The organism is Amycolatopsis sp. cg9, assembly GCF_041346945.1.
Classification (GTDB): Bacteria; Actinomycetota; Actinomycetes; order Mycobacteriales; family Pseudonocardiaceae; genus Amycolatopsis.
The window spans coordinates 4,482,936-4,498,808 of sequence record NZ_CP166850.1; the positions used below are offsets into that span (position 1 = coordinate 4,482,936).

Annotated in this window: 13 protein-coding genes; 6 read left to right on the top strand and 7 right to left on the bottom strand. The window is 72.2% G+C overall.

Annotated elements, in window-relative coordinates:
- Window positions 1–39: 39 nt before the first annotated feature.
- The 4 genes from AB5J73_RS21485 to AB5J73_RS21500 all read left to right on the top strand — a co-directional run bounded on the left by AB5J73_RS21485 (window position 40) and on the right by AB5J73_RS21500 (window position 7,839).
- The gene (locus AB5J73_RS21485; protein WP_370971603.1) at window positions 40–2,610 is read left to right on the top strand and encodes a caspase family protein; all 2,571 of its coding nucleotides are present in this window, start codon (window positions 40–42) and stop codon (window positions 2,608–2,610) included.
- A gap of 49 nt (window positions 2,611–2,659) precedes the next feature.
- On the top strand, window positions 2,660–3,547 hold the full coding sequence (locus AB5J73_RS21490; protein ID WP_370973262.1) for a S8 family peptidase: 888 nt from the start codon (window positions 2,660–2,662) through the stop codon (window positions 3,545–3,547).
- 132 nt (window positions 3,548–3,679) lie between these two features.
- Complete coding sequence (locus AB5J73_RS21495; protein ID WP_370971605.1) at window positions 3,680–7,057, top strand: pyruvate carboxylase; 3,378 nt, start codon at window positions 3,680–3,682, stop codon at window positions 7,055–7,057.
- Window positions 7,054–7,839 carry an arginase family protein gene (locus tag AB5J73_RS21500; protein ID WP_370971607.1) on the top strand — a complete coding sequence of 262 codons (786 nt, stop codon included), beginning with the start codon at window positions 7,054–7,056 and terminating at the stop codon, window positions 7,837–7,839. Before AB5J73_RS21495 ends, AB5J73_RS21500 begins: the two co-directional genes overlap by 4 nt.
- Here the strand turns inward: AB5J73_RS21500 and AB5J73_RS21505 are convergent.
- Both AB5J73_RS21505 and AB5J73_RS21510 read right to left on the bottom strand, forming a co-directional pair.
- Window positions 7,807–8,199 (bottom strand): GntR family transcriptional regulator, encoded by a 393-nt coding sequence (locus AB5J73_RS21505; RefSeq protein WP_370971609.1) that lies wholly within the window; start codon window positions 8,197–8,199, stop codon window positions 7,807–7,809. The genes AB5J73_RS21500 and AB5J73_RS21505 overlap by 33 nt on opposite strands.
- On the bottom strand, window positions 8,196–8,891 hold the full coding sequence (locus tag AB5J73_RS21510) for a hypothetical protein (RefSeq protein WP_370971611.1): 696 nt from the start codon (window positions 8,889–8,891) through the stop codon (window positions 8,196–8,198). Before AB5J73_RS21510 ends, AB5J73_RS21505 begins: the two co-directional genes overlap by 4 nt.
- A 306-nt stretch (window positions 8,892–9,197) precedes the next feature.
- Here AB5J73_RS21510 and AB5J73_RS21515 point away from each other — a divergent pair, with 306 nt between their 5' ends.
- Window positions 9,198–10,475: a PucR family transcriptional regulator gene (locus tag AB5J73_RS21515; protein ID WP_370971612.1), complete on the top strand. Its 1,278-nt coding sequence runs from the start codon at window positions 9,198–9,200 to the stop codon at window positions 10,473–10,475.
- A gap of 81 nt (window positions 10,476–10,556) precedes the next feature.
- Here AB5J73_RS21515 and AB5J73_RS21520 read toward each other — a convergent pair whose 3' ends face one another.
- The 4 genes from AB5J73_RS21520 to AB5J73_RS21535 form a co-directional block, all read right to left on the bottom strand.
- Window positions 10,557–11,129, bottom strand: a complete 573-nt coding sequence (locus AB5J73_RS21520) for a DUF6801 domain-containing protein (protein ID WP_370971614.1) — start codon at window positions 11,127–11,129, stop codon at window positions 10,557–10,559.
- A complete protein-coding gene (locus tag AB5J73_RS21525; protein ID WP_370971616.1) occupies window positions 11,126–11,689 on the bottom strand; it encodes a hypothetical protein in 564 nt (187 codons plus the stop codon). The genes AB5J73_RS21520 and AB5J73_RS21525 overlap by 4 nt, the downstream gene beginning before the upstream one ends.
- Window positions 11,690–11,698: 9 nt before the next feature.
- Window positions 11,699–13,096 carry a hypothetical protein gene (locus AB5J73_RS21530; protein WP_370971618.1) on the bottom strand — a complete coding sequence of 466 codons (1,398 nt, stop codon included), beginning with the start codon at window positions 13,094–13,096 and terminating at the stop codon, window positions 11,699–11,701.
- Between the two features lie 73 nt (window positions 13,097–13,169).
- Window positions 13,170–13,808 (bottom strand): DUF6801 domain-containing protein, encoded by a 639-nt coding sequence (locus AB5J73_RS21535; protein WP_370971620.1) that lies wholly within the window; start codon window positions 13,806–13,808, stop codon window positions 13,170–13,172.
- A gap of 404 nt (window positions 13,809–14,212) precedes the next feature.
- On the opposite strand from AB5J73_RS21535, the gene AB5J73_RS21540 reads away from it, so the two are divergent.
- Window positions 14,213–15,124, top strand: a complete 912-nt coding sequence (locus tag AB5J73_RS21540; RefSeq protein WP_370971622.1) for an RCC1 domain-containing protein — start codon at window positions 14,213–14,215, stop codon at window positions 15,122–15,124.
- 43 nt (window positions 15,125–15,167) lie between these two features.
- On the opposite strand, the gene AB5J73_RS21545 is transcribed toward AB5J73_RS21540, so the two are convergent.
- Window positions 15,168–15,812 carry a hypothetical protein gene (locus AB5J73_RS21545; RefSeq protein ID WP_370971624.1) on the bottom strand — a complete coding sequence of 215 codons (645 nt, stop codon included), beginning with the start codon at window positions 15,810–15,812 and terminating at the stop codon, window positions 15,168–15,170.
- Window positions 15,813–15,873 lie beyond the last annotated feature (61 nt).

Sequence of the window (15,873 nt, forward strand, 5' to 3'; positions counted from 1 at the left end):
TGCTTGCCGTAATGGCGGAAACGGGCGTTTCCTGGTGATATGGCCGGGCGGAGGCGCGCGCTCATCGTCGCGAACGGCGAATACGACAACGCGGGTCTGCAGCGCCTGGGCTCACCCGCGGCGGACGCCGACGCCCTCGCCGGGGTGCTGGCCGACCGGACCATCAGCGACTTCGACGTCCGCGTGGTCCGCAACGAGACCGCGCACGTGGTCCAGGCGGAGATCGAGGACCTGTGCGCCGAGGGCCGCCCGGACGACGTCCTGCTGCTGCACTTTTCCTGCCACGGCTTGAAAGACGACTCGGGCGGCCTGTACTTCGCGGCCCGCAACACGCGGCCGGACCGCCTGCGCTCGACGGCGGTGCCCGCGCAGTTCGTCCAGCAGTGCATCCGCCAGAGCCGGTCGCGCAGCATCGTGCTGCTGCTGGACTGCTGCTACGGCGGCGCGTTCGGCCAAGGCGTGGCGGTCCGGTCGTCGGGCGACGCGAACGTCCTGGACAGCTTCCGCGGCGGCCGCGGCCGGGCGGTGATCACGGCGTCGAACTCGATCGAGTACGCGTTCGAGGGCGCCCGCCTGGCGGAAGGCCAGCCGGCCCAGCCGTCGGTGTTCACGTCGGCGCTGGTGGAGGGTCTGCGGACGGGCGAGGCCGACCGCGACGAGGACGGCTGGATCGCGCTGGGGGAGCTGTACGAGTACCTGTTCGACCGCGTCCGCGAGCGCAACCCGAAGCAGACACCGAGCCGCGACATCGAGATGCAGGGCGAGCTGTACCTGGCCAAGAGCAGGCGCCGCCGCATCAAGCCGTCCCCGATCCCACCCGACCTGGCGGCGGCGATCGCGGCGGAGAACCCGTTCACCCGCCTGGGCGCGGTGGCGGAACTACGCCGCCGCCTCTCGAGCGAGAACCTGCCGGTGGCGATGGGCGCGTTCGAGGCGTTGAAGGTGATGGCGTCGACGGACATCGAGCACATCGCGATGTCGGCTTCGGACGCACTGGGCGACGTGGTGGTGCGGGTGAACGCACCGGCGGTGCGCTTGTCGGCCCCGGCGGGTGGGGTGGCTTCGGCTTCCCTCCGGGCGCTGGGGCCGCCGGTGGCGCGGGAGGTGCGGTTCGAGGCTTCGCACCCGTGGATCGCGGTGGTGGAGTCGGACGGCGGAGCGGAACTGACGGCAACGGCGGGGGAGAAGGGGACCCGGCGGGGGAAGGTGGTGGTGAGCGGCCCCACCGGGGACGTGGTGGTGGGGGTGGAGATCGAGGCGATCCCCGAACCCGCGCCCACGCCCGAACCCGCGCCGCCCGAGCCGACTCCTGCGCCCGCACGCGAGCCGGGCGCCGCACCCGCACCGAGCCCCGCCGCTGCGGCAGCACCCGAGTCGGCCGCCGCCGAGCCCAAACCGGCACCGGCTTCCGCCGCGCCGCAGCCTTCGCCCGCCTCGGCGCCCACACTCGAGCCGCCCGCCGCTGAGTCCGCGCTCGCGCCGGAGTCTTCGCCTGGCTCGGCGCCTGGACGCCAGCCGGTCGCCGCCGAGCCCGCGCTCGCGCCGGAGCCTGCACCTGTCTCGGCGCCCGCATGCGAGCCAGCCGCCGCTGAGTCCGCGCTCGCGCCGGAGTCCTCGCCTGGCTCGCCCGCGCGCGAGCCGGTCGCCGCCGAGCCCGCGCCACCACCGACGGCCGCGGGCGAGGTCAAGCCCGCGCCCGAACCGGCGCCTACCCCGGACCCGGCCAAGCGCCCCAATATGGCGTTGGTTGCGTCAGACGCACCGAACGCCACATTGGGTGCGTCCAGCGCACCCAACGCCACATTGGGGCGCTCTTCCGGACCCGAGGCAAAGCCCGTCGAGCCGGTCGGCGGGTTCGGGGGGATCGCCGCGATCACCGGTGCCGTCTTCGCCGTCATCGGGTTCGGGCTCGACTACCGCTACGGCGAACCGCTCACCTACTACCGCCCCGGCATGGAGACCTACGTCGGGATCGTGGCCGCGTGCGCCGTGCTCGCCGGGATCCTGACCCTCGCCCCGCGGACCCGGACGCGCACCGGCCCCGGCCTCCTGCTCGGCACCGGGCTCGCCGGCCTGTTCGGTCTCCTCCGCTTCCTCGGCGAAGCGATCACCCTCAACCAAGACGGCGACGCCGAACTCGGCACCGGCTTCACCTTCCTGCTCCTCGCCCACATCGCCTGGACGATCGCCGCGATCTGCGCTCCGGTGGTCCTGCGCCTGGACGGCGGGCTCGGGGGGAGCAAGGCGCGCGGCGGGCCGGCGTGGGCCGCGGTCGGGCTCGGGGTTCTCCTCGCCGCCGCCTGGCTGACGCAGCTGGGCGAGCTCGCGCAGCACAGTGACAGCGAGGCCGGGCGCGCCGCCGCGTACTTCGTGCTCGGGGCGCTGCTCGCCCTGCTCGTCCCCGTCGTCGCGCTGGCGCTGCCCGCCGGGGTCCGGTGGGCGGTGCTGGCCGGCGGGACCGCGGGGCTGGCCGGCGTTCTCGCGCCGACCTTCGTGGCCGTCGTGGAGCACTCGACCGTCGTCGGGCAGGTGATCGCGGCGAGCGTCGTTCTGCTGCTCGCGGTCGACGTCGTGGTCCTGGCCCGGCGGAATCAGCCGATCGAGGGATAGCCCTGAGTTGTCGCCCGGGCACCGCCGGGGTACCACGACGATCATGAAGATGCTTCTCGCGGCCGTGGCCACCGTGCTCGCCGGCCCGGCGGCGGCCGGTGGGGTGCAGCCCGATCCGCCCAGCTGGGGGCTCGACCGGATCGACCAGCGCACCGGCCTCGACCACGCCTACCACTACGCGACCGACGGCTCGGGCGTCACGATCTACGTGATCGACAGCGGCGTCGACGCGAACCACCCCGACTTCCAGGGCCGCGTCGCGCCCGGGCGGGACTTCCTGAACGGCGGCGCCGACACCGCCGACACCAACGGCCACGGCACCCGCCTCGCCGGGATCGCCGCGGGCAAGGACTACGGCGTCGCGAAGGGCGCGCAGATCGTGCCGGTGCGCGTGCTCGACAAGGACGGCGGCGGGGCGACCGATCAGATCATCGCCGGCATCGACTGGGTCGCGCAGAACGCCCAGCAGCCCGCCGTCGCCGTCCTCGGCATCGGCGGGGTGCCGAACGACCGGCTCGACGACGCGGTGAAGCGGCTGGCCGCGGTGCTCCCGGTCGCGGTCCCGGCGGGCAGCGAGACGGCCGACGCGAGCGGCTTCTCCCCGGGCCGGGTCGCCGAGGCGCTCACCGTGGGGGCCACCGACACCCAGGACCGCCCCGACAAGGCGTCCAACTTCGGCCAGGACGTCGACCTGTACGCCCCGGGCGTAGACGTTCCCGGCCCGATCGCGGGCGGCACCGGCGCGGGCCCGGAATCGGGCACGTCGATGGCGGCCGCGTTTGCCGCCGGCGTGGCCGCGCTCTACCGCGCCCAGCACCCGGAAATGGCCCCCGCGCAGGTGGACCAAGCGCTTGTTCAGGCCGCGACGACGGACGCGCTCAAGGGCGTCCCGGACGGCACGGCTAACCGGCTGCTTTACGCGCCGCCGGGAACCTGAGAAGCTGCCCAACCGGCGGCCCGGCGAATCTTCCACGCGCATGATGTCCATCACCTGGTATGGAACTCCCGCAGAGCGGGAAGAACCGGGTAACGTGCGTTGACTTACCGATCCATACGGGAAGGACCGGGCATGTTCCGCAAGGTGCTGGTGGCCAACCGCGGGGAGATCGCGATCCGAGCGTTCCGCGCCGGCTACGAACTGGGCGCGGGGACGGTCGCCGTGTTTCCGCACGAAGACCGCAACTCGCTGCACCGGCTGAAGGCCGACGAGGCGTACGAGATCGGCGAACCCGGTCACCCCGTGCGCGCCTACCTCTCGGTCGACGAGATCGTCTCCGCGGCGAAGAAGGCCGGGGCCGACGCCGTCTACCCCGGTTACGGCTTCCTCTCGGAGAACCCCGACCTCGCGCGCGCGTGCGAAGAAGCGGGCGTCACCTTCGTCGGGCCGAGCGCCGAGATCCTCGAACTCACCGGGAACAAGGCCCGCGCGGTCAAGGCCGCGCGCGAGGCCGGCGTGCCGGTGCTCGGGTCGTCCGAGCCCTCCAGCGACGTCGACGCGCTGGTCGCCGCGGCCGAGGAGCTGGGCTTCCCGGTGTTCGTGAAGGCCGTCGCCGGCGGTGGCGGGCGCGGCATGCGCCGCGTCGAGGACCCCGCTGTGCTGCGCGAGTCCATCGAAGCCGCCGCGCGCGAGGCCGAGTCCGCCTTCGGCGACCCGACCGTCTTCCTGGAGAAGGCCGTCGTCGAGCCGCGGCACATCGAGGTGCAGATCCTCGCCGACGGCGCGGGCAACATCATCCACCTCTACGAGCGCGACTGTTCGGTGCAGCGGCGCCACCAGAAGGTCGTCGAGCTGGCCCCGGCGCCGAACCTCGACCCCGAGCTGCGCGACCGCATCTGCGCGGACGCGGTCAAGTTCGCGAAGCAGATCGGCTACCGCAACGCCGGCACCGTCGAGTTCCTGCTCGACAAGCAGGGCAACCACGTCTTCATCGAGATGAACCCGCGCATCCAGGTCGAGCACACGGTCACCGAAGAGGTCACCGACGTCGACCTCGTGCAGTCGCAGCTGCGGATCGCGTCCGGCGAGACCCTCGACGACCTCGGTCTCTCCCAGGACAAGATCTACCTGCGCGGCGCCGCGCTCCAGTGCCGCATCACCACCGAAGACCCGGCCAACGGCTTCCGCCCGGACACCGGGATGATCTCCGCCTACCGCTCGCCGGGCGGCTCCGGCATCCGGCTCGACGGCGGCACCGCCTTCTCCGGCACGGAGATCAGCGCCCACTTCGACTCGCTGCTGGTGAAGCTCACCTGCCGCGGCCGGGACTTCAAGACCGCCGTCGGCCGCGCGCGCCGCGCCGTCGCCGAGTTCCGGATCCGCGGTGTCGCGACGAACATCCCGTTCCTGCAAGCGGTTCTGGACGACGAGGACTTCCGCGCCGGGCGCGTCACGACGTCGTTCATCGAGGAGCGCCCGCAGCTGCTCACCGCGCGGCAGTCCGCCGACCGCGGCACGCGGCTGCTGACCTACCTCGCCGACCAGACGGTCAACAAGCCGCACGGCGAGCGCCCGAAGACGCCGGACGCCACCGTCAAGCTGCCGAAGCTGCCCAAGGACGCCGAGCCGGCACCGGGGTCGAAGCAGAAGCTCGTCGAGCTGGGCCCGGCCGGGTTCGCGGAGTGGCTGCGGAAGTCGCCGCACATCGGCGTCACCGACACGACGTTCCGCGACGCGCACCAGTCGCTGCTCGCCACCCGCGTCCGGTCGAAGGACCTCCTCGCGGTGGCGCCGGTCGTCGCGAACACGCTGCCGCAGCTGCTGTCCCTGGAGTGCTGGGGCGGCGCGACCTACGACGTCGCGCTGCGGTTCCTCGCCGAGGACCCGTGGGAGCGCCTGGCCGCGCTGCGCGAGGCCGTGCCGAACATCTGCCTCCAGATGCTGCTGCGCGGGCGCAACACCGTGGGGTACACGCCGTACCCGACCGAAGTGACCAACGCCTTCGTCGAAGAAGCGACCAAGACCGGCATCGACATCTTCCGGATCTTCGACGCGCTCAACGACGTCGAGCAGATGCGCCCGGCCATCGAAGCCGTGCGCGAGACCGGGTCCGCGGTCGCCGAGGTGGCGCTCTGCTACACCTCCGACCTGTCGGACCCGGGCGAGAAGCTCTACACGCTCGACTACTACCTGAAGCTGGCCGAGCAGATCGTCGGCGCCGGGGCGCACGTCCTGGCGATCAAGGACATGGCCGGGCTGCTCCGCGCGCCCGCGGCGACCAAGCTGGTCACCGCGCTGCGCAAGGAGTTCGACCTGCCGGTGCACATCCACACCCACGACACCGCGGGCGGCCAGCTGGCCACCTACCTCGCGGCGATCAACGCGGGCGCGGACGCCGTCGACGGCGCGGTGTCGTCGATGGCGGGCACGACGTCGCAGCCGTCGCTGTCGTCGATCGTGGCGGCCACCGACCACTCCGCCCGCACGACCGGGCTGGACCTGCGGGCGATCGGCGAGCTGGAGCCGTACTGGGAGAGCGTGCGCAAGATCTACGCGCCGTTCGAGGCCGGGCTGGCGTCGCCGACCGGGCGCGTCTACGACCACGAGATCCCCGGCGGGCAGCTGTCGAACCTGCGCACGCAGGCCATCGCGCTGGGCCTGGGCGACCGGTTCGAGGACATCGAGGCGATGTACGCCGCCGCCGACAAGATCCTCGGCCACCTGGTGAAGGTGACGCCGTCGTCCAAGGTCGTCGGCGACCTGGCGCTGCACCTGGTCGGCGCGGGCGTCTCGCCGGCCGACTTCGAGGCGGAGCCGAACAAGTTCGACATCCCGGACTCGGTGATCGGCTTCCTGCGCGGCGAGCTGGGCGACCCGCCCGGCGGCTGGCCGGAACCGTTCCGCACCAAGGCCCTCGAGGGCCGCGCGGCGGCGAAGCCGGTCGCGGAACTGTCCGAAGAGGACCGCACGGCGCTTGCGGAGCACCCGCGGCGGACGCTCAACCGGCTGCTGTTCCCCGGCCCGACGAAGGAGTTCGAGGCGCACCGCGAGGCCTACGGTGACACGTCGGTCCTGCCCAGCAAGGACTTCTTCTACGGCCTGCGCCCGGGCGAGGAGTACCCGGTCGACCTCGAGCCGGGCGTCCGGCTGCTCATCGAGCTGGAGGCGATCGGCGAGGCCGACGAGCGCGGCGTGCGCACGGTGATGTCGACGCTGAACGGCCAGCTGCGGCCGATCCAGATCCGCGACCGCTCGATCGCCTCGGACATCCCGGCGACCGAGAAGGCGGAGAAGGGCAACCCGAAGCAGGTCGCGGCGCCGTTCGCCGGCGTGGTCACGCTGCAGGTGGCCGAAGGCGACACGGTCGAGGCCGGCGCCACGGTCGCGACGATCGAGGCCATGAAGATGGAGGCGTCGATCACCGCGTCCGCGGGCGGCAAGGTCGGCCGGCTGGCGATCAACTCCGTCCAGCAGGTCGAGGGCGGCGATCTCCTGCTCGTCCTGGAATGACGCTGATCAACGCGGTCCCGCAGCGCCAGGGCGCGGTGGGACCGCGTTCGGCGGAGCTGCCGGACGGCTGCCTGGCACTGGCGGAGCTGGCCGGGCACGTGCTCGGCCGGCCGGTCCACCACGTCCGGCAGACGCGATCGGTGTCCGAAGTGGACCGCGGGATCGCGTCCCGCGCGGAGCTGACGGGCCCGAACCGCGCCGCCCAGCTGGCCGCACTGGAAGCCCCGGGCGGCCCGGTCCTGACCATCGGCGGCGACTGCGGCGTCGAGCTGGTCCCGATCGGCGTCGCGCGGTTCCGCCACGGGCCGGACCTGGGCGTCGCGTGGTTCGACGCCCACCCGGACCTGAACACGGCTTCGACGTCCCCGTCGGGCGCGTTCCACGGGATGGTGCTGCGGTCGCTGTTCGGCGAGGGCGACGCCGACTTCGCGGCCGCCCCGGCTCTCGCGCCGGGCAATGTCGCCTTGCTGGGGACGCGGGTGTTCGACCCGGAGGAGCGCGCGGCGGTCTCCCGCGGCCTGGCCGTCACTTCGGTGGACGCGTTGGCCGTGGAGAAGCTGTACGTCCACCTGGATCTGGACGTGCTGGACCCGGCGGAATTCCCCGGCCTGAACTACCCGGAGCCGGACGGCTGGACGATCGCCCGCCTGGTCGCCGAACTCGATGCCCTCTCCGGCTACGAGGTCGTCGGCGCGGGCATCACGGAGTGCGTGGGGACCGCGCGTGAGGTCGAAGTCCTCGAGCCCGTCCTAGCCGCGATCGGCCGCCTCCTGGGCCACTGAACCGTCGTGGGCGGCGCGGACGGCGTTCAGGGCGGTCTCCAGGTCGGCGCCGAGGTCGCGGGCCTGGGCCAGGTAGGCCGTCGCCGCGGCGAGGAGGAGCTCCGCCGGAGCCGGACGGCCGGGCGGGAGCGTCACCACCGTGCCGCGGGCGCGGGCCGTCGTCACCCAGCCCTCGGCCTCCAGCTCGCGGTACGCCCGGGCCACCGTTCCCGACGCCAGCCCGAGGTCCCGGGCCAGCTGGCGGATCGGCGGCAGCCGCGTGCCCTCCGCCAGCGCCCCCGTCGTCACCGCGCGGACCACCTGGTCGTGCACCTGCCGCCAGGGTGCCAGTCCGTTCTCGGTGTCGACGACGATCTTCACGCCGCCGCCGGGAGCCGTTTCAGCGGGGCCGTCACGGCCAGGAACGCGGCCACGCCGGCCACGACCACCAGGAACGACACCAGGTTGCCGCCCGGCCAGCCGATCGCCGTCACCGCGCCGATGCCCAGCCCGATCGCCACCCGCGCGCTGCGGCAGCGCAGCGCCAGGTCGGCCCGCGGCGCGCCGGCCGCCGGGCGGCGGACCGCCAGCGCCGTGATCGCCGCGCAGAGCACCACCGTGCCGGCCGCGAGCGCGAGGAGCTTCCACTGGGCCGTCACGGCGAGGTGCGCGACCGACCCGGCGGCCGCCAGCGCGCCGAGCACGAGCACCCAGGCCGGCGCGATCGCCGTCAGCGTGCGCGGGGCCAGGTCGGCTTCGCGCCGCGGGCCGCGGGAGGGCCGCTGGGCCAGCAGCTCGGCGATCAGGCCGCCGAGCAGCAGGGTGGCCACGAGCGAGCCCGTCGTCGTGTCGCCGAACAGCGGCGGGAGCGCCAGGAAGAGCCACGGGTACCAGAGCCGGCGACGCTTCAGGTAGCGGACGGCCAGCGCGACCTCGCCCGCGTCCGGATCGGGGACGCCCCAGCGTTCGAGCAAGCGCTTACCGTGCTTCTCACCCGGCCAGAGCACGATCAGGATCGCCAGCCCGATCAGCCCGGTGAAGAGCGCGACCGCCAGTACGTTGTCCCACGGCATGCCGGACCTCCTCGCTTGTATCAACCACATGATACAAGCACGCCGGGTAGTCGCAGCGCGAGGCGCCCGCCGGGGCTTCGGCCGTTCGTACGCAGGTGAAGGTGCAGTCGGCGGGGTACTTGTCAGCGTTTTGCAGGCACGTCCCGTGAACTTGTCACAAAATTGACAAGAAATCGGTTTCCTCTCATTGGAGTGACACATTCGGCGTTAGTTTTTCGATGTGTCCGTTGTCACCCCGCTTCAGGTGCGGGGTGCCCGGTCGCGCGTGCGCGCGCCGGAGTCCGGGGGCGGAGCGAAGGAGCTGCGATGACGGTGGAGCGCGGATTCGAACACGCTGCGCCACCGGCCGCCCTGCCCCGCAAGCTCGCGGACATCCTGCGCCCCGAGCTGGCCAGCCTCGCCGCGGAGATCGTCGACGAGATCCGCGCGACCATCCCCGCCTACGCCCGCCCGCTCGACGGCCCCTACGGCAAGTCGATCCGCGCCGGCGTCGAGTACGCGATCACGCTGTTCGTCGCCCAGATCGCCGACCCGACGGTGTCGAAGGAGCAGTCCCACGAGGTGCACCACCGGCTGGGGCAGAACGAAATGCGCGAAGGCCGCAGCCTCGACACGCTGCAGTCGGCGTACCGGGTCGGCGCGCGGGTGTCGTGGCGCCGGATCATGCGCGTGGGACGGCGAAGCGGCCTTTCGTCGGCGGTGATGTCCCAGCTGGCCGACGCGATGCTGGCGTTCATGGACGAACTCGCCTCCGTCGCGCTCGACGGCTATCTGGAGGCGAAGGCGCGCACGGCGGGAGCGCTGGAAACGTGGCGCCGCAAGCTCCTCCACCTGATCCTCGAAACCCCGCCCGCGTCCCCGAAGGCGATCGCCGAGCTGGCCCAGCTGATCGGCTGGCCGGTGCCGGCCGACGCGACCCCGGTGGCGGTCTGCCCCGCGGGCGGCGTCGCCCCGGCCCGCCGCCACGCCGGGCTGGACAGCGACGTCCTCGCCGAACTCGACACCGCGGACCCGACGCTGGTGGTTCCGGGCGAGCTGAGCGCCCCGCGCCTGGCGGCCCTGCAGGTGGCGCTGCCGGACTGCCGCCTGTCGATCGGCCCGTGCGTCCCGCTCACGTCGGTGGCGGATTCCCTGCGCTGGGCCCGGAACGCGCTCCAGCTGACCGAACGCGGGGTGCTGACCCCGCGGCCGGTGCTGCGCGCCGAGGAGCACCTGGCGACGCTGCTGGTCAACTCCGACACCGGCCTGGTCGGCACGCTGCGGCACCGGTTGTTCGCGCCGCTGGCGGACATGACGGGCAAGCAGCAGGAGCGCCTCCTGGAGACGCTGCGGGCGTGGTTGGACAGCCAGGGCAACGTGGTGGAGATCGCGGAACGCCTCGGCGTCCACCCCCAGACGGTCCGCTACCGCATGCGCCAGCTCCAGGCGACGTTCGGCGACAGCCTCCGCGACCCGGCGGCCCGCTTCGAGATGGAACTGGCCCTGCGCGCGGGCGCGGCCCCGCTGCCGCTGCGGTACCCGGTGAGCGACCTGCTGCCGTCGCCGCGCACCGGGCACGCACGTCCACAGTGGACGCCCAACTAGCGAGCGGGCTGAAGGGGACGTTGCTCGCGTGAGATGCGAGGAAAGTCCCCTTCAGCTCGGCACACGCGCCGAACGTCCCCTTCAGCTCACCGTGATGCCCGGCTGGAACGTCGTGTCGGTCACCCGCGGCGTGCAGACCGACTGCATGGGGACCCAGGTGTCGGTCGTCTTCTTGTGGAACTGCAGGGATTCGGTGATCGGCGTGCCCAGCGCGAACACGATCGAGCCCGGGGTGCCCGCGGTGAAGGTGACGTCGGCGGCCGGCTCCGACAACGTGAGCGAGCCGGCGGCGGTGATGGATTGGTCGGGGAAGCTGCCGGAGATCGGCGCCGCGGCGGGGGACGCGTTCGTCGCCGTGATCGTGGCCGCGAAGGAGCCTTGCACGCGGTCGTAGCCGGCCGCGACGAAGAGCGAGCGGACCGCCGGGCTCATGACGTGGCTCAGGTGGATGCCGGTGACGGTGAACGAGCTGCCGGCGGCGACCGGGTCGGGGGCCGTGAGCGACCCGGCTAACGTCGACGTCAGCGGGGCCACGCCCGGGTACGTGCAGCTGTGGTTCAGCGTGCCGGTCCGCGCGGTCGTCGCGGCGTGGGCCGGGCCCGCGGTCAGGCCGGTGGCGAGCAGTGCCGCCGCCAGGGCGGTGCCGGTCCTCATGTGATCGGGATGCTCGGGCTGAACGCCGTGTTCTGCGCCGGGCTGGTGACCTTCAGCGTGCAGGTCGACGCCCACGGGGTCCACGTCCCGGGGGACTTCTTGTGCAGCTCCAGGGATTCGGAGATGCCCGTGCCCATCGCGAAGCCGGCGTAACCCGGCCCGCCGGCGGTGAACGTCTGGGGTGTACCGATGACCGAGCCGCTGGTGAACGGGTTGGCCGGGAAAGCGCCCGCGAGGATCCCGGTCGGCGGGGTCGCGCCGGTCACGCTGAACGTCGTGCTGAGCGAGCCGCGCACCTGGTCGTAGCCGAGCGCGTTCATCAGCGATTTCACGGCGGCCGTGTACACCACCGTGGCGTACGGCGTGACCGTGAACGGCTGACCGGGGTGGGGATCGGTGACGTCCAGCTGCGCCGTCAGCGTCATGGGCTGGGGCGTGACCCCCGGCAACGTGCAGTTGTACGTCAGCATGCCCGTGTTCGTCGTGCTCGACGCGCTCGCCGTGCCCGCCGCCGTTCCGGTGACGAGCAGCGCGGCCGCGATGGCCGGTCCGATCCTCATGCGATCCCCTCAGTTCGGTTTCTTGGCCGCCGCCTTCTTCGCCGCGGGCGAACCCTGCGGAGGCCCGTTGGAGCCGTCCGGGCACTGGGTGTGGTCCGGATCGGTGCACACGATCAGGTTGTAGGTGTCGACGAAGGCCTGGTTGCCGCCGCCCGAGCTCATCCCGGTCAGCAGCGGGTTCAGGTCCTGGCCGGCGGCGCCGCAGCCGGTGAACGCCGGGAGGTCGAAGCCCTTGTCCGGGTCGGTCCGGATGTGGCCGACGCCGAACGCCTCGTACGGTCCGGTCAGCGTCAGGGTCACCTTGTCCTTCGTCACGCACTCCCGCCCCAGGTCCAGCGGGACGCCGTTGACCTTCGCGTTGCTCAGCCGCGCCATCACCTGGAGCGTCGTGTCCAGGTGCGTGCCGTCCTCGTGGTCGCTGAGCTTCCCGGCGAACTCGATGATCTTGCTGTCGCGCCAGTCCACCGGCAGGAACTCGACGGTCGCGGTCACCGGCACGAACCCGAAGCCGAGGAACGTGGCGGTCGCCGGGTTGAACGTCGTCGAGCCGGTGACCCGCGAGCTGCCGTCGACCAGGTTGAGGATGAACAACCCGTTGAACAGGAACGCGGGATCGGCGGTGACGGTCGCGCCGAGCTTCCGGACCGTCGACTTCGTCTGGATCGTCACCAGGCTCAGCGGGACGGCGAACTCGTCTTCGGTCGGCGGATCGCCGGGGCCGGGCGCGTCGGCGGCCGCGGCCTGCTGTTGCGCCTTCGCGCCCGGCGTGACCTTGGGCAGCACCATCACCTTGCCCAGCGTCGTCTGCTGCTCGGCGTCCAGGGTGCACGCGACCGGCTTCGCGGCCGGATCGGCGGGCGGCGGGACGGCGGCGAGCGCGAGCGACGGCGCGGTGACGTCGAAGGTGACCGCGCCGACGGTGTTCAGCGCGATCTCGGGCACGGTGCCGGTCGCCGTCACGGTGAGGTCGCCGGTCTCCGGCAGCGCCGTGGCCGGCACGGTGAGGGTGACCGGGACCTTGTCCGCGCGGTCGTCCTGGTGCACGGCGAGGTCGAGCCGCACTTCGCCGGCCAGGGAGCCGGCGGTGGCGCCGGCCGGGAGGTACGACAGCGCGACGTCGCGGGGGAGCGTGAGCTTCGCGGAAAACCCGCCGAGGGTCAGGGAAGTCCCGGTCCGCGCCTGGGCGGGCAGCGTGGCCGACGTCTCGGCGGTGAGCGCGCGGGCGCCGAGCGGGTCGGCGAACGGGCAGGTCACCGACACCGACGTCGCCGCCTTCGTGTCCGGCGGGACCGCGGGCGCGGGCGCGGCCGAGCCGACCCCCGTCAGCGCGCCGTTCACCGCGGACAGCAGGCCGACGCCTGCCAGCGCGGAGATGGTGAGGGTGCGGGGCCGGACTCGACGTGGCATCGGTTTCCCTGGGTGCGTGCGGAAGCGGCGGGGTGGTCCCGGTGCGGGCGGGCGCCCGCACCGGGAAACCCGGTCAGGAAACGGTGATGCTCGGGCTGAACGCGGTGTTCTGCGCCGGGCTGGTCACCTTGAGGGTGCAGTTCATCGTCCACGCCGACCAGGTGTTGGTCGACTTCTTGTGGAACTCCAGGTTCGCCGACAGCCCGCTCGTCAGCGACAGGGTGGCGGAGCCCGCGGTGGCCTGCGCGGTCCAGTTCGGGATGCTGGACGTCGCGACCTGCGAGATGTTCACCGTGATCGCCCCGCCGGTCGGGTAGATGACCTCCGGGATGTTCAGCCCGGTGGCCGACGGCTGCGACAGCGTGCCCGCCGACGCCGTCACCGGCACGGTCGCGGTGCCCCGGATGCCGTCGTAGCCGACCGCGGTCAGCAGCGAGTGGACGGTCGAGCTGATCGTCGCCGTGCCGCCGACGTTGCTCGGCGTGACGGTGGTGCCGTGCACGACGACGTCCGGCGCGTCCAGGTGCGCGGTGATCGCGACCGGCTGCGGCGAGATGCCGGGGAAGGTGCAGTTGTAGGTGATGCCCGCCGTGCCCCCGGCGGCGTAGGTGACGGTGGCGGCGGCCGCGGTGCCCGCGGTCAGCACCGCGATGGCACCGATGGCGGTCGCGGTCGTGGCGATACCGGCGGACAGTCTGCTGAGTCGGGACATGCCTGTCATCTCCTTTGATTCAGTTCAGTCTCGGCTTTGGCTGATCGATTGCCCGCTGCCGTTGATCCCCCATCGCTTCACCCGCCCCGATTGCCCCGGGCGGCGGGACGCGATTCACCGGCGTGCGAGGTGGAGGTCCATCTGCCGAAATCGAGGCTACTCGCCAGTTCACTACGGAACAAGAGTTTCGGCCCCGCACGGGTGACCGGCCGGATGGGCCCGCCGAATTCTTGTGCGAAGCCGCGCAGGGGTGCCGCCGGATTTGGCGGATCGTGACAAAGAACGGCCGCGGCGGCGATCCGGTTGCGGCTACGGTCTACCATTTGTGATCTTGCGGGGGCAAGCACGGATAACGAAACCGGAGAAATGAGGCTATCGTGCCGGGTTCTTCACGTTGTGGACGGGTGTCATTCACGCGTGCCGCATTCGCGCTGACGGCGGCGCTGGCCGTCTCGTCGCTCGCCCAGCCCGCGTCCGCGGCCACGGTGGGCGGCGTGATCGCCTGGGGCAAACCGGATTACGACGTCACGATCCCGCCGCCGGCCGCGCTGACCGGGGTCACCGCCGTGTCGGCGGGCAGCACGACGGCGCTGGCGCTCAAGGGTGGCGCGGTCCTCGCGTGGGGCGCGAACAACTGGGGCGCCAACGAAATCCCCGCCGCGGCGACGTCCGGCGTCAGCCAGATCGCGTCGGGCTGGGGCCACGAGCTGGCCCTCAAGAACGGCAAGGTTCTGGCCTGGGGCAACAACTGGTACGGCCAGACCACCCTGCCGGCGTCGGTGTCGAGCGGGGTGATCGCGATCTCGGCGTCCAACATGCACAGCCTGGCGCTCAAGCAAGGCGGGCTGGTGGTGAGCTGGGGAACGCGGACCGACGTGCCGGCGGCGGCGCAGTCCGGCGTCACCGCGATTTCCGCCGGCGGCGACCACAACCTGGCGTTGAAGAACGGTGGCGTGCTGGCCTGGGGCAGCAACACCTACGGCCAGGCGACCGTGCCGGCCGGGCTTTCTTCGGGTGTCACGGCGGTTTCGGCCGGGTTCAACCACAGCCTGGCGCTGAAGGGCGGGCGCGTCTACGCCTGGGGCCGCGACAACTTCCACCAGACCGAGGTGCCGCCGGAGGCGCTGTCCGACGTCGCGGGCGTCGACGCCGGGTTCAACCACAACGTGGCCTACAAGACCAACGGCGACATCGTCGTGTGGGGCTCGAACTTCGTCGGCGAGTCGTCGCCGATTTCGTGCGGGCCGGTGTTCGCCGTTTCGGCCGGGGACAACGACAGCTTCGCGCTGAAGGAAGACCCGGCCGCGCCTTGCTGAGCGACCGGGTGGCGGGCTTCGCGGCCCGCCACCCGGGCCGGGCTCAGGTGGCGTCGCTGGCCAGGTCGAGCGTGATCGTGTTGCCCGGCCCCGAAATCAGGGCGCCGAGGGCGATGTCGGCGATGAAGCAGTTGGAGAACTCGGGGATGGTGTAGGTCCCCTTCACCGTGATCGCGGGCGCGGTGATGTCGATGTCCTGCGCGGACAGCGTCAGGTCGAGCGGGGTCTTCGTCTTGCAGCTGCCCGGCACGGTCGGCAGCGGGATGACCGGCACGATCGGGCCGGCCCAGATGTCGTAGATCTCCATGTTGGCCTTGGCCTTGGTGACCAGGTTGCCGTCGGCGATGGTGCCGGTGGCCGGGCCGAGCGGGATCACCTTGACCTTGGCCTTGATCCGGAAGATGCCCGCCAGCAGCGAAATGTCGGCCTGCGCCGGCGGCAGCGCCAGGTCCGCGCTGAGCCCGACCGACCCGGTCTGGTCGTCGATGAGCAGGTTGCCCTTGAGCGAGCCGGGGCCGAGCTTCATGGCGCTGCCGGTCTTCTTCACCGTGGTGCTGCCGGTCACCTTGTAGGACACCGGGATCGGGATGACGTCGGCCGACGCCGGGGTCACGGCGACCCCGGTGAGCACGAGAGCCGCCGCCGACGTGAGGACGGCCAGTCTCCTCAGCTGCGTTGCCACGGACATAGTTGTTCTCCCTTTGCGTTTTCCCGTCCGTCCCGGGTGCTCCCGGAAACGGTGAAGTGCT

Coding starts and splice junctions, on each gene's coding strand:
- AB5J73_RS21530 (WP_370971618.1), bottom strand. CDS start 13,096: ATGCCACGTCGAGTCCGGCCCCGCACCCTCACCATCTCCGCGCTGGCA.
- AB5J73_RS21485 (WP_370971603.1), top strand. CDS start 40: ATGGCCGGGCGGAGGCGCGCGCTCATCGTCGCGAACGGCGAATACGAC.
- AB5J73_RS21515 (WP_370971612.1), top strand. CDS start 9,198: ATGACGGTGGAGCGCGGATTCGAACACGCTGCGCCACCGGCCGCCCTG.
- AB5J73_RS21495 (WP_370971605.1), top strand. CDS start 3,680: ATGTTCCGCAAGGTGCTGGTGGCCAACCGCGGGGAGATCGCGATCCGA.
- AB5J73_RS21520 (WP_370971614.1), bottom strand. CDS start 11,129: ATGAGGACCGGCACCGCCCTGGCGGCGGCACTGCTCGCCACCGGCCTG.
- AB5J73_RS21490 (WP_370973262.1), top strand. CDS start 2,660: ATGCTTCTCGCGGCCGTGGCCACCGTGCTCGCCGGCCCGGCGGCGGCC.
- AB5J73_RS21500 (WP_370971607.1), top strand. CDS start 7,054: ATGACGCTGATCAACGCGGTCCCGCAGCGCCAGGGCGCGGTGGGACCG.
- AB5J73_RS21545 (WP_370971624.1), bottom strand. CDS start 15,812: ATGTCCGTGGCAACGCAGCTGAGGAGACTGGCCGTCCTCACGTCGGCG.
- AB5J73_RS21510 (WP_370971611.1), bottom strand. CDS start 8,891: ATGCCGTGGGACAACGTACTGGCGGTCGCGCTCTTCACCGGGCTGATC.
- AB5J73_RS21525 (WP_370971616.1), bottom strand. CDS start 11,689: ATGAGGATCGGACCGGCCATCGCGGCCGCGCTGCTCGTCACCGGAACG.
- AB5J73_RS21535 (WP_370971620.1), bottom strand. CDS start 13,808: ATGTCCCGACTCAGCAGACTGTCCGCCGGTATCGCCACGACCGCGACC.